This window comes from Pseudomonas violetae, assembly GCF_023072615.1.
Lineage (GTDB): Bacteria > Pseudomonadota > Gammaproteobacteria > Pseudomonadales > Pseudomonadaceae > Aquipseudomonas > Aquipseudomonas violetae.
This window is the reverse complement of record NZ_JAKNRW010000007.1, coordinates 91,567-103,741: the sequence shown is the minus strand read 5'-3', so window position 1 is coordinate 103,741 and position 12,175 is coordinate 91,567. Positions and strand designations below refer to the sequence as shown.

Genomic DNA, 12,175 nt, shown 5'->3' with positions numbered 1-12,175 from the left:
TGATCTTCGGATCAGGGCCTTTTTGTTTTAACGACTCACAAATCCATACCCAACTCGTGCTTCACCAATTCCAGCAACTTCGCGGTATCAATGGGCTTGAGCAGAAAATCCACCACGCTCAGGTGCATCGCGGCGATGGCGTCTTTCACATCGGCATCCCCGGAAACTATGATGATCGGCATCGCCGCTCGTACTGATTCACGAACCTGGCGAATCAGGTCCAGGCCATCGACATTCCCCAGCCGCAGATCAGTGATCACCAGGCCAATCGAGGGTTTCTCGCTCAACATCTTGAGTGCAGTTTCACCACTGGCCGCGGTCATGCAGTGAATACCGTCCAGCGCCAGAACCTCCGACAACAACTCACGTGCATCTTTGTCATCATCGACGATCAGCACGCGCTGGGGCGCCAGATCGGGTTCGAGCATGACCGCACTTAGCGCCTCGCGCTCGGCGTCACTCAGAATATCGTTGTCGGACATGGCTTTCTCAAAGGTTTCAAATCGTTCCTGGCCCACTGGTGAGACATCGCCAGGCAGATGTTCAATGTGCACTTCGTCGGATTTATTTCCAATAGGCGGGAGGTGGGATTTTTCCCGCAATCGCGTCGGAATCTTCCGATAGTAGATCCGGCTGTTGCCTACCTAGACTTACGTCCAATGGGCACCCGGTGTCCATGGGCCGACCATGGTGAAGTCATCCGACAACAACAATTCAAAAAGACTGCGGTAATGGTTATGAGTAAAGCGGACGCCTTCACCCAGGCAGGGAAGACTGCGGTGTTGCAAAACATCCAAGGTACTTTGCAGTTTCTTCAGCGCTTCCCGCCGTTCAATCAAATGGAACACGCCCACCTGGCGTACCTCGTGGAGCAATGCCAGCTGCGTTTTTACGCACCCGGCGAGAGCATCATCAAGCCCGACGATGGCCCGGTAGAACACTTCTACATCGTCAAACAAGGCCGGGTCGTGGGCGAACGCCCGCATACTGCCAAAGGCGGGACCGAAACCACGTTCGAAATCACTACCGGCGAGTGCTTTCCCCTCGCGGCGTTGCTAGGCGAGCGGGCGACCCGTACCGAACACCTGGCGGCCGAAGACACCTTCTGCTTGCAACTGAACAAGCTGGCATTCATCAAACTGTTTGCGCTTTCACACACCTTTCGCGATTTTGCCCTGCGTGGCGTCAGCAGCCTGCTGGACCAGGTCAACCAGCAAGTCCAGCAAAAAGCCGTGGAAACCCTGGGCACCCAATACTCGCTCAATACCCGCCTGGGCGAATTGGCCATGCGTCATCCGGTGACGTGCAGCCCGGTTACCCCCCTGCGCGAGGCAGTGACCCTCATGCATGAACAACAGGTTGGCAGCATTGTGGTGGTTGATGGCGATAAAGCCCCGCTGGGCATTTTCACCCTGCGCGACTTGCGGCACGTGGTGGCAGGCGGCACCAACGACTTCAATGAGGCCATCGAACGGCACATGACCCGCGCACCGTTCTTTTTATCGCCGGACCACAGTGCATTTGATGCAGCGATAGCCATGACCGAGCGGCACATTGCCCACGTCTGCCTGGTCAAGGACCACCGCCTGTGCGGCGTGGTATCGGAGCGCGACCTGTTTTCCCTGCAGCGGGTCGATCTGGTGCACCTGGCCCGGACTATCCGTAGTGCCCAGCGTGTGGAAAGCCTGGTGGCGCTGCGCGGCGAGATCGGCCAACTGGTGGAGCGCATGCTGGCCCACGGCGCGTCTTCAACCCAGATCACCCACATCATCACCCTGCTCAACGATCACACGGTGTGCCGGGTGATCGAGTTGACACTGGCCGAGAAGGGCGACCCGGGGGTGCCATTCAGCTGGCTGTGTTTCGGCAGCGAAGGCCGTCGCGAGCAGACGCTGCACACCGACCAGGACAACGGCATTCTGTTCGAGGCGAGGGACGCCGAGCATGCGGCAGAAATTCGCGGCAAGTTGCTGCCCATCGCTCAACAGATCAATCAGAGCCTGGCGCTCTGCGGGTTCACCCTGTGCAAGGGCGACATCATGGCCGGCAACCCCGAGCTGTGTTTGTCCCGGGCTGAATGGGCGCGGCGTTTTTCGGCATTTATCCGCGAAGCCACACCTGAGAACCTGCTGGGTTCGAGCATCTATTTCGACCTGCGCGTGGTCTGGGGCGACGAGCAAAGCTGCGAGCAGTTGCGCCGCGGGATTCTCGATCAGGTCGCCGACAACCGGCTGTTCCAGCGAATGATGGCCGAGAACGCCCTGCGCAACCGTCCGCCCGTAGGACGTTTCCGCGAGTTTGTGCTCGCGCGCAAGAATGGTGAGAAAGCCACGCTGGACCTGAAAGTCCAGGGACTGACCCCGTTTGTCGACGGCGCCCGATTGCTGGCGTTGGCCCACGGCATCGAGGCGAACAATACGCTGGAGCGCTTCCGCCAATTGGTCGACAAAAAAGTCATCGAACGACTGGATGGTGCGGCGTACGAAGAGGCGTATCACTTCATCCAGCAAACCCGCATGCAGCAACATCAGCTGCAGACCCGGGAGAATTTGCCCTACTCCAACCGGGTCGATCCCGACAGCCTCAATCATCTGGACCGGCGCATCCTGCGTGAATCCCTACGCCAAGCCCAACGCCTGCAAAGCAGCCTGACCCTGCGGTATCAGCTATGAGCCTGTTTTCATGGCTACGCCCGGCGGGGCCTATACTGTCCGGGGAATTGCAACAACGTCTGCAACGCTTGCCGACGGGTGCCGAGCTCAGAGAATGCAGCCTGCGCGAACAGCGCTGGGTGGTATTGGATCTGGAGACTACGGGGCTAAACCTGAACAAGGATCGGGTGCTGTCTATCGGCGCGGTGGTCATTGAGGACGGGGCGATCGACTTCAGCCAGCAGTTCGAACGCACCCTGCAATGCGCAGACATGAAATTGGCGCCGAGCGTGTTGATCCATGGTTTGGGCCCGAGCGCGATTGCGGCCGGCAGCGATCCGGTGCAGGCCTTGGTCGAGTTCATGGAGTTTGTCGGCGACAGCCCGCTGCTGGCGTTTCATGCGCCGTTTGATCAGCACATGCTCGGCCGCGCCCTGAAAGATCATCTGGGCTACAAGTTGCAGCATCCGTTTCTAGATGTGGCAGATATCGCGCCCCTGCTCTGCCCTCAGGCGCACATTCGCGAGGCGGGGCTGGATGAGTGGATCGACTGGTTCAAGCTCGAGGTGTTCGAGCGTCACAACGCCAGTGCCGATGCGCTGGCGACTGCCGAGCTGGCGCTGATCCTGTTCAGTCGCGCGCGCCAGCAGCAGATTCATAGCCCGTTGAATCTGCAGCAGCGGTTGAGTCAGTGGAAACGCAGACAACGCACGCCATCCTTCTAAAGTTGTAGCGCCAGTCCCGACGGTGCTGGCAAGCCAGCTCCTACAGGCGCCTTGAACATTTCTGGACCACCAACGAAGCCTCTTGAGCTGTCGGACCAACGCGCTATGCTGCCGTCACTGTCCACCGACCGAGACGCTGCCATGTCCGCCCCGAGCATGACTCTCTACCACAACCCGCTGTCACCATTCGTTCGCAAAGTCATGGTGCTGCTGCACGAAACCGGTCAGCAAGACCGCGTCGTCCTGCAAAACTGTGTGCTCACGCCAGTCGACCCGGATTTGACCCTGATCGACGACAACCCGTTGAGCAAGATCCCAGCCTTGCGCCTGGCCGATGGCAACATCATCCACGACAGCCGGGTGATCCTCGATTACCTCGACCACCAACACGTCGGCAACCCGCTGATCCCCCGTGAAGGCTCGGCCCGCTGGCGTCGCCTGACACTGGCCTCCCTGGCCGACGGGATCATGGACGCTGCGGTGCTAGTTCGCTATGAAGTCGCCCTGCGCGCCCCGGAAAAACACTGGGACGAATGGCTCGACGGTCAGCGCGACAAGATCCGCCGCGCCTTGGCCTTGCTGGAAGCGGAGGCGATTGCCGAGTTGACCAGCCATTTCGATGTGGCGGCGATCAGCGTGGCATGTGCGTTGGGTTACCTGGATTTGCGCCATCCGGACCTGGTATGGCGCGATGCAAATCCGTTGCTGGCGGCGTGGTATTTCGAGGTGAGTCAGCGACCTTCGATGCTGGCGACAATGCCCAAGATTTGACGCTAATGGCGCCAGCACCCTATTCACTCCAACCAAAATGGGGACAGACTTATTCGATGTATCTGTCCCCAAGCCCCCATACCTTGCTATGCCCCACCTCTCTTGACTACCCGCCAGTCGGAAACAACCGCGCAATCAACATCGCCAACAATCGCCCCTCCCTCTGATCCTCCCGCAATCCCAACGACCGGCTCATTCCACCACCCCGATATCAAATTCCAGCGGCTGGGCCGTCTTCTGCCCAACCCCATACCAATCCAGCTTGCGCGTCAGCACCATAAACACACCCAACAAGCCAAACAGCAGCAACGATCCCATCAGCAGCGCGTAATCCTCTGCACTCAATAAGCCATAAAGCAGCCCATACAACGCCGCCAATCCCGCCGAAAAACCCAACCCGTGACGTACGCTGCGCAGCACATGGCAGACATAAAATCCGATCAACAACACACAACCGCTGGCCGACAACAGATACGCCAGGGCAAAACCAATGTGTTCAGACAGTGACAACAACAGCAGGTAGAAAAACGCGAGTGCCACGCCCACCAACGCATATTGCACCGGGTGCACCGCCAGGCTTTTGAGCACTTCGAAGAGGAAGAAACCTGCGAACGTCAGGACGATGAACAGCAGTGCGTATTTGATCGCTCGGTCGCTCTTCAGGTATTGGTCCACGGGGTCGATGAAGCTCACGCCGAAGCTGCGGGAATTGAACGCATCGCAAACACCGCTGGATACGCAACTGCTCAGCGCTTCTTGCAGGTTGGTGGAGAAAAACGACGTCTGCCAGTTTGCGCTGAAGCCTTGATCGGTGACTTCGCGCTGGGCCGGCAGGAAGTTGCCGATGAAGCTCGGATGCGGCCAATTGGCGCTCAGCGATACCTTGCTGGTCTTGCCCACCGGGAGGATCTGCAGCTGGCCAGTGCCTTGCAACCGCAGGCCGAAACCGAAGGCCAGTTCCGTGGCTCGTTGTGCATCGAGCGCCGGCAGCGTCACATGCACCCCCTCCCCCAACCAGCCCACCTGGCTACCGGGAACGAAGTCCAGACGATCACCGTTGAGTTCAAGTTTCAGCGCGTTCTCGATACCCCGAATGTCGCTGATGCCGACGGCCAGAAAGGGTTGATCGAACTGGTAGTCGGCAAAATCTTCCTTGATGCCCAGTTGCGCCGGGATCGAAAAATGCCCATTGATGCGGTTATCGGCGTGAAACAGCCGCGCCTGGTAGATACCGCGCGAACGCAGTTCGGTCTCGACCTTGCCATCGAGTTCGAAACGCTCAGGCAGGAAATACAAGCGGCCCCGCTCTTCACCGAGCTCCTGATAGCGCTGATTGGTTTTTTCGTTGAGCTTCCAGGTCCGCACCACTTTGCGGTATGGCACCACCATCAAGGGTCCACTGACTTGCTGGTGATAGCTGGAACTGCGTGCGATGTCTTCGAGCACACCGTCGCGTAATTCCTGGCGGTCCTGGATCAAGCCATTGATCATCAATAGCGGGATCAGCAACAACAGAATCAGCAGGGCAATGGCCCCGATTTTCAAAGTCAGATTTCGGTTCATGGGACTCTCCCTGTTTGGATGGGGAGAGCTTGCAAGCCGAATGTGGGGCTTATAGGGGGGTAGTATGGAGATTATGTGGAGACTGCAACCCTGTGTGGGAGCGGGCTTGCTCGCGAATGCCGTGACGCGGTTCTAAGCCATGCTGATGACGACCTCAACCCCACCCTCAACATTACCAATCGACAACGTCCCGCCATGCAACTTGACCACTTCTTCGACAAAGTTGAGCCCCAGGCCAGTACTCTTGCGCCCGCTGTCCGGACGAGGCAAAGAGTAAAAACGCTCACTCAATCGCGGTAATGCATACTCCGGGATGGTTTCTGCCAGGTTGAACAGCCGGAACTCAATCTGCTCCCCGACGCGCTTGGCGCCGAATCGCAGCAGCCCATTCGCGGGGGTGAAATCCAGCGCATTTTCCAGCAGGTTCCCCAGCGCCTGACGCAATAGAAAAGGCTCACCCATCAGCTCCAGATCCACAGGAATCGCTCGCTCCACACGCAGTTGCTTGCCTTCGATGCGCGCAGCCTGAGCGCTCAGCAACTCATCAACCAAAGCCGCCAAGGGCACCCCGACGCGCTCCTCCAGGCCTTGACGCTGCTCCACTTGAGCCAGATTGAGCAACCGCTCGATCAACTGCTGCATGCGCACGCTTTCGCTGTCGATATTGCTGACGAAGCGTTGCCGTTGGGCCAACGGCATCTCGCCTTGCAGCAATTCCGCCGCACCACGAATCGCCGCCAGTGGGCTCTTCAGCTCATGAGTCAGGGTGTGCACATACCGCTCAACATAAGCTTTGCCTTCCAGTTGGGTACGCATGTGCTCGACCGCAGTGGCCAGTTGCTCCATTTCCCCGCCACGATAATGCGGCACCTCGACGCGCCGCCCTTCACTCACCGCCTGGGCATACGCCGTGAGGCGTCGCAGGGCAGCGCTCAACCACCAGGACAACAGCGCGCCGAACAACAAACCCAGCCCGATCAACCCGGCGCCATAGGCAAGCAATCGGCGCTCGGTGCGATCCACGTAAGGCTGCAACGAGCTGTTGGGTTTGGCCACTGTGACCACACCGATGATCTGGCCGTTTTCGCGGATCGGCGCACCAACGTGCATCACCGAAGAGTTCGCATCGCTCGGATCGCTGCGACTGGAACGAGCGCCGTACTCACCGCGCAGGGTCAGCAAAACGTCGTTCCACCGCGAGTAGTCCTGCCCCACTGCAACCCCGCTGGAGTCCAGCACCACAATGCCGTTGGCGTCAGTCACGTAGATGCGATGGTTGACCTGATTCTTCGCCAGCCCCCAGATACTCGCCTTCGGCTGCCGCTCGCCGTAGGCCTTGAGCAGCTCGGGCCAGCGGTTCTGGTTGAGGGTGCCGGCCTTGAAGTCGTCGCGCAGAATCTCGGCCATCAGGTTCGCCGTGTCCACCAGGGTTTCTTCGGTGGACTGGCGCACGCCGGGGCGGATTTCCTCCATCACGGTGTTGAGCACGAAGTAGCCCGTCAGGCCGATGAACAGTACATAGACCAGGAAGATCCGGATCCCCAACGACATCAGCTGCGCCCTGGACTGTAGCTGTAGCCGAGGCCGCGATGCGTCTGGATCGGTTCGGCATCGGCGTTCACCAGGCGCAGTTTGGCGCGCACACTCTTGATGTGGCTGTCGATGCTGCGCTCATAGCCAGCATCGGCGGCCACGCCCAGCGCATCAAGCAACTGCTCGCGGCTGAAGACTCGTTCGGGCTGATCGAGCAGGCACTGCAGCAGACGGAATTCGTGGCGGGTCAGGCTCAGGGCCTGATTGCGGTAAGTGATCTGCACGCGCTCGTAGTCGACGCGAAACAGCGCTGAAGAGGTATCAGCCAATGCTCGCGGCACCACGCGCTTAAGAATCGCCCGGACCCGCGCCGCCACTTCCCGGGGGCTGAACGGCTTGACCACATAATCGTCGGCGCCGATTTCCAAGCCCACCACACGGTCGATTTCGCCATCGCGGGCACTGAGAAACATCACCGGTACTTCGCTGAAACGCCGCAGTTGCCTGCAGGTTTCGAAGCCGCTGATGTCGGGTAGGCCGATGTCCAGAATGATCAGGTCGGCCGGGGTCTGGCGCTGATGCTCCAGCGCCGCCGCGCCCAGGCTTACCCAGGTCGTGGTAAAGCCCTCGCCTTGCAAGGCAAAGATCAGGGTGTCGGCAATCGCGGCTTCGTCTTCGACAATCAGGATATGGGGCATGGCGTCCGAGCCCGTCAGTTGAGTGGGCGAACGGTGAACCATGGTGGTGGCGGCGTCAATCGGCAGTGGACGTCAGACGGTCGGGACTAGCAGTTCTGATAGTAGGCAAAAGCCTAAGAGGATCCGATGCTGCAGGTCCGGCTTATGAACCCTGAAAGGAGCTGCGCTGATGCCTACGTCCTCTCGCAAAATAACGTTGCTGGCTACTGACCAACAGAGTTCGGTGCTGAACGTACTCGTCGATGATCGGCACTACCCCATTGCCTATACACCCTACGGTCATCGACCCCCAGAGAACGGCTTGCTCAGCCTGCTCGGTTTCAACGGCGAACAGCCCGACCCTCTGACCGGGCATTACCATTTGGGGAAAGGGTACCGACAGTTCAATCCGGTGTTGATGAGGTTTACCAGACCGGACTCTTGGAGTCCGTTTGGGGGGGGCGGCTTGAATGCTTACGTTTATTGCGGTGGCGATCCGCTTAATCGGGTGGACCCCACAGGTCATAAATGGGGGCTCAAGAAATGGTTCAACCGGGTAATTGGCAGAAAACCGAAGGTGAAAAAACCCGCAGCTGCAGACAGTGTGGTAACAACTACGTCTACTCAGCATAAATCCAGCGATAACATCTCTTCCCCGGGAAGTGCCAAGCCCCAATCTGTCAATGAATCTGGCCCGAGCAATTTGATGAGGAACGACAGTATCGACCCGAGTATGCGTCGACGACTGAATGAGCTGAAGTCTAAACCTGCAGATTCGCCAGCACCGCCAACGCGCACTATTGCCAGCGAGACTCCAGACGCTTCCGATTTCTCATACTCCGCCGAAGCCATGACCACAGCTGATTTGAATAACACTAGAAGACAAATCGACGCATGGCCCTCAGGCGGGGAGCGAAGCAGAATGCTAAGAACAATCGATAACGAGCAGACGCTCAGACGCTTAAACGTCTGGGGCGCCCCTGCGAAGAGTAACCGCTCCATACGACAAGGAGAGCCGGGTTACAGCAATAACTGAGTGAGATGATTAATGGGCGCGCTGCGATAGCGCGCTTAGATATCCCATCAGCAATCCGGCTTGTCCGCCGTAAAGCGCCGAGCCGGATTCACCGCAGCACCAAACTCACGCAGAGCTTTCGCTCCAATCAACAACGGATAATTGAAGCTGCTACGGTCGGTCAGATTAACTTCCACAGTGCGCTTGACGTTACCCAGGCACAGCTCCAGATCGACTACTGGCCGCTTGGTCGGCGCCGCCGACTCATCGTCATCCGCATCCTCTTCCGAGCGGGTCTTGATCTTGCTGATCCGCGCAATCTTGTGCTCGTAGACCTTGTTGCTCGCACCCTTGGTCGCCAGGCGGAAACGCACCCACTCATCACCGTCACGGGTGAAGGTCTCGATGTCCTTGGCCGACAGCGACGCGGTCAGGGCGCCGGTGTCCATCTTGGCCTTGAGCACTTCGCCGCCGATTTCCGGCAGCGCGATGTATTCGTAACGACCGTATAGGGTCGGCTCGGCGGCCATCACTGGCAGGGCCACCAAGGTCAGCAGGGCTAAGAGGGATTTCACGTAGTGGGCATCCTTGAAAAGTGGGCAGCGGAATTTTAGACCGCCAGTGAGGAATTCGTTCGGACTTAAGATCGCTTCGCGGGCAAGCCCGCTGCCACAAGGTTTGGGACGGTTCAAAAAATCGTATACGCCTCAATTTACTGTGGGAGCGGGCTTGCCCGCGAAGAGGTCGGATCAATCACCACAAGACCTGAGGACTGTTAATGAGGTCAAGCATACCGCCAGCAAGGTGAAACATTCGTCACCCCCCATTTGGCCTCACGCCCGAAGCTGCTTATCATGACGCGCCCAAATGATTTCAAGAGTGACTTATGCGCCGACTGCTCACCGGCTGTTTCGTTACCCTGCTGCTGTTGCTCAACACCCTGGTCCTGTTCGGGCCACTGATGGTGTTTGCCTTGCTCAAGCTGGTGCTGCCCGGGCGCCTGCGCGACTGCGCGTCGGGGGCGGTGATGTGGATCGCCGAGACCTGGGCCGAAATCGACAAGCTGATCTTCCGCCTGTGCATCCCCACGCAATGGGACATCCGTGGCGGCGATAGCTTGCGCACCGACACGTCCTACCTGGTGATCAGCAACCATCAATCCTGGGTCGACATCCCGGCGCTGATCCAGACGCTGAACCGGCGCACGCCGTTCTTCAAGTTCTTCCTCAAGAAAGAACTGATCTGGGTGCCCTTCCTCGGTCTGGCGTGGTGGGCACTGGATTACCCGTTCATGAAGCGCTACACCAAAGCCTTCCTGGCGAAGAACCCGGAGCTGGCTGGCCAGGACTTGAAAATCACCAAGGCGGCCTGCGAACTGTTCAAGCGCCAGCCGGTGACGGTGGTCAATTACCTGGAAGGTACCCGGTTCACTGCCGCGAAAAGCGCCCAACAGCAATCACCCTTCACCCACCTGCTCAAACCCAAGGCGGGCGGTGTGGCGTTTGTGCTGGCGGCGATGGGCGAGCAACTGGATGCGATTCTCGACGTCACCGTGGTCTATCCGCAACAGAAAATCCCGGGGTTCTGGGACCTGATCAGCGGCAACGTGCCAAGGGTCATCATCGACATCACCACCCGCGAACTCGACCCCGCGCTGTGGCAGGGCGATTACGAAAATGATCCGCTGTTTCGCGAAAGGGTCCAGAACTGGGTCAACCAGCTCTGGATCGAGAAGGACCAGCGCATCGACGCCTTGCGCGCCGGGCGCCGGTGAATCAGGTGCCGGTACCGGCGCCCCAGATGCTGCCGAGGCTTTGCAGCAGCGAACCACCAACGCCCTGTTGACCGAGGTATTGCAGGATCACCGGGGCAAACTGGCCAATCATGCCGCTGTCCATGCCCAACGCGCTGAACGCATTGTTCAGATCGTTGGTGTCCTTGACGTTACCCAAGGCATTGTCCAGACCGGCCGCCTTGCCGGACGAACCGAGCAAACCGGCGAGGGCACCCAGCTCTCCGCCGCCAGACAGCGCGTCGATGCCCGGTACGTTTTTGGCCAGTTCCGAATAGTCGGTAGAACTCAATTGATTTTTCGCCAGACCGAGCATCGCTCCGGTGCCGCCAACGGCTTGTTGTGGCGTCACGTTCAACTGGCTGAGTGCACCCAGCAAACCGGCGGTCTGCGACGTCGGCGCTGCCGCTGTAGCGGCGTTATCGCCCTTCATGCCCGAGATGGCATTGGCCGCATCGTTCAGGCTGAACTGGGCAAAAACCGGGCTGGCCGCCAGGGTCATGAGCGATGCCAGTGCAAAACCGCGTGAAATCTTCATCCAGACATCCTCTTGTGCCATGAAAACCGCCCGGCACTGGGCGGCCAAAAACTGTGTGTTGGACTGGCGTCCCCTGCGATTGTTCCCAGCCCCAATACACCTGCAGGAGCGAGCTTGCTCGCGTTAGGCTTGAGGGCGACAGGTTGATCCAGAAAGTGCGCGTTATCGTTAACGTCCATCGCGAGCAAGCTCACGCCTACAGGGATCATGTACATCTCAAAAAAATGCTCCGGTGCTGCATCCGGTTCAGGCCAGCCCGCGTATATCAAGCACGGACAGACATTCCTGGCCGATTCCCTCCACAAGGATCACCACCATGAAACGCACTTCGATGAAAACGCCGTTGATTGCCAGCCTGCTGACCCTGGCCCTTGGCGGCGGATCCGTCCTGAACACCGTGCAAGCGGCAACCATGAGCCATGACGCGGTGATGGTCGGCGGCCAAAGCATGCTGCCGAGCAAAGACATCGTCGATAACGCGGTGAACTCCTCAGACCACACCACGCTGGTCGCCGCCGTGAAAGCCGCCGGCCTCGTCGACACGCTCAAAGGCAAAGGGCCATTTACCGTGTTCGCACCGGTCAATTCGGCCTTCACCGCCCTGCCCGCCGGCACCGTCGATACGCTGCTCAAACCTGAAAACAAAGCCACCCTGACCAAAATCCTCACCTACCACGTCGTCGCCGGCAAACTCGACATGATGACCCTGACCGAGAAGATCAAGGCCGGTGGCGGCAAGACCGAACTCACCACCGTCGCTGGCGGCAAGCTCTGGGCGATGATGAACGGCCCGCACAACATCACCATCAAAGATGAAAAAGGTGATGTCGCCGATATCACCACCTACGACGTGTACCAGTCCAACGGCGTGATTCAGGTCATCGACAAAGTGCTGATGCCGAAAGGTTGA

General features: G+C 58.9%; 12 protein-coding genes. 6 read left to right on the top strand and 6 right to left on the bottom strand.

The window, feature by feature from the left end; translation table 11 throughout:
- Positions 1-35: 35 nt before the first annotated feature.
- Complete coding sequence (locus L9059_RS11915) at positions 36-482, bottom strand: response regulator (RefSeq protein ID WP_247291074.1); 447 nt, start codon at positions 480-482, stop codon at positions 36-38.
- A 249-nt stretch (positions 483-731) separates the two neighbouring features.
- Here L9059_RS11915 and L9059_RS11910 point away from each other — a divergent pair, with 249 nt between their 5' ends.
- The 3 genes from L9059_RS11910 (at position 732) to L9059_RS11900 (ending at position 4,147) form a co-directional block, all read left to right on the top strand.
- Positions 732-2,672, top strand: coding sequence for a putative nucleotidyltransferase substrate binding domain-containing protein (locus L9059_RS11910; RefSeq protein ID WP_247291072.1), 1,941 nt, complete (start codon positions 732-734; stop codon positions 2,670-2,672).
- The gene (locus tag L9059_RS11905) at positions 2,669-3,376 is read left to right on the top strand and encodes a 3'-5' exonuclease (protein ID WP_247291070.1); all 708 of its coding nucleotides are present in this window, start codon (positions 2,669-2,671) and stop codon (positions 3,374-3,376) included. The genes L9059_RS11910 and L9059_RS11905 overlap by 4 nt, the downstream gene beginning before the upstream one ends.
- A gap of 141 nt (positions 3,377-3,517) precedes the next feature.
- Positions 3,518-4,147: a glutathione S-transferase family protein gene (locus tag L9059_RS11900; RefSeq protein ID WP_247291069.1), complete on the top strand. Its 630-nt coding sequence runs from the start codon at positions 3,518-3,520 to the stop codon at positions 4,145-4,147.
- Positions 4,148-4,339: 192 nt separating this feature from the next.
- Here L9059_RS11900 and creD read toward each other — a convergent pair whose 3' ends face one another.
- The 3 genes from creD to creB all read right to left on the bottom strand — a co-directional run bounded on the left by creD (position 4,340) and on the right by creB (position 7,941).
- The gene (gene creD, locus L9059_RS11895) at positions 4,340-5,710 is read right to left on the bottom strand and encodes a cell envelope integrity protein CreD (protein ID WP_247291067.1); all 1,371 of its coding nucleotides are present in this window, start codon (positions 5,708-5,710) and stop codon (positions 4,340-4,342) included.
- A gap of 132 nt (positions 5,711-5,842) precedes the next feature.
- Positions 5,843-7,261, bottom strand: coding sequence for a two-component system sensor histidine kinase CreC (gene creC / locus L9059_RS11890; RefSeq protein WP_247291066.1), 1,419 nt, complete (start codon positions 7,259-7,261; stop codon positions 5,843-5,845).
- Positions 7,261-7,941, bottom strand: coding sequence for a two-component system response regulator CreB (gene creB / locus L9059_RS11885; protein ID WP_247291064.1), 681 nt, complete (start codon positions 7,939-7,941; stop codon positions 7,261-7,263). Before creB ends, creC begins: the two co-directional genes overlap by 1 nt.
- Before the next feature lie 169 nt (positions 7,942-8,110).
- Between creB and L9059_RS30910 the strand changes: the two genes are divergently transcribed.
- Positions 8,111-8,956, top strand: coding sequence for an RHS repeat-associated core domain-containing protein (locus tag L9059_RS30910; RefSeq protein ID WP_428480260.1), 846 nt, complete (start codon positions 8,111-8,113; stop codon positions 8,954-8,956).
- A 47-nt stretch (positions 8,957-9,003) separates the two neighbouring features.
- Here L9059_RS30910 and rloA2 read toward each other — a convergent pair whose 3' ends face one another.
- Positions 9,004-9,510, bottom strand: coding sequence for a retropepsin-like aspartic peptidase RloA2 (rloA2, locus tag L9059_RS11875; RefSeq protein WP_247291062.1), 507 nt, complete (start codon positions 9,508-9,510; stop codon positions 9,004-9,006).
- Between the two features lie 311 nt (positions 9,511-9,821).
- Here rloA2 and L9059_RS11870 point away from each other — a divergent pair, with 311 nt between their 5' ends.
- Positions 9,822-10,709 carry a 1-acylglycerol-3-phosphate O-acyltransferase, YihG family gene (locus tag L9059_RS11870; protein ID WP_247291060.1) on the top strand — a complete coding sequence of 296 codons (888 nt, stop codon included), beginning with the start codon at positions 9,822-9,824 and terminating at the stop codon, positions 10,707-10,709.
- A gap of 1 nt (position 10,710) precedes the next feature.
- Here the strand turns inward: L9059_RS11870 and L9059_RS11865 are convergent, their stop codons facing one another.
- Complete coding sequence (locus tag L9059_RS11865; RefSeq protein WP_247291059.1) at positions 10,711-11,265, bottom strand: DUF2780 domain-containing protein; 555 nt, start codon at positions 11,263-11,265, stop codon at positions 10,711-10,713.
- 316 nt (positions 11,266-11,581) lie between these two features.
- On the opposite strand from L9059_RS11865, the gene L9059_RS11860 reads away from it, so the two are divergent.
- Positions 11,582-12,175: a fasciclin domain-containing protein gene (locus L9059_RS11860; protein ID WP_082069185.1), complete on the top strand. Its 594-nt coding sequence runs from the start codon at positions 11,582-11,584 to the stop codon at positions 12,173-12,175.

Excerpts from the sequence above, each read along its gene's own strand:
- L9059_RS11865 (WP_247291059.1), bottom strand. The coding sequence starts at position 11,265 with ATGAAGATTTCACGCGGTTTTGCACTGGCATCGCTCATGACCCTGGCG.
- L9059_RS30910 (WP_428480260.1), top strand. The coding sequence starts at position 8,111 with ATGCCTACGTCCTCTCGCAAAATAACGTTGCTGGCTACTGACCAACAG.
- L9059_RS11905 (WP_247291070.1), top strand. The coding sequence starts at position 2,669 with ATGAGCCTGTTTTCATGGCTACGCCCGGCGGGGCCTATACTGTCCGGG.
- L9059_RS11870 (WP_247291060.1), top strand. The coding sequence starts at position 9,822 with ATGCGCCGACTGCTCACCGGCTGTTTCGTTACCCTGCTGCTGTTGCTC.
- L9059_RS11915 (WP_247291074.1), bottom strand. The coding sequence starts at position 482 with ATGTCCGACAACGATATTCTGAGTGACGCCGAGCGCGAGGCGCTAAGT.
- L9059_RS11860 (WP_082069185.1), top strand. The coding sequence starts at position 11,582 with ATGAAACGCACTTCGATGAAAACGCCGTTGATTGCCAGCCTGCTGACC.
- creD (WP_247291067.1), bottom strand. The coding sequence starts at position 5,710 with ATGAACCGAAATCTGACTTTGAAAATCGGGGCCATTGCCCTGCTGATT.
- L9059_RS11900 (WP_247291069.1), top strand. The coding sequence starts at position 3,518 with ATGTCCGCCCCGAGCATGACTCTCTACCACAACCCGCTGTCACCATTC.
- L9059_RS11910 (WP_247291072.1), top strand. The coding sequence starts at position 732 with ATGGTTATGAGTAAAGCGGACGCCTTCACCCAGGCAGGGAAGACTGCG.
- creC (WP_247291066.1), bottom strand. The coding sequence starts at position 7,261 with ATGTCGTTGGGGATCCGGATCTTCCTGGTCTATGTACTGTTCATCGGC.
- creB (WP_247291064.1), bottom strand. The coding sequence starts at position 7,941 with ATGCCCCATATCCTGATTGTCGAAGACGAAGCCGCGATTGCCGACACC.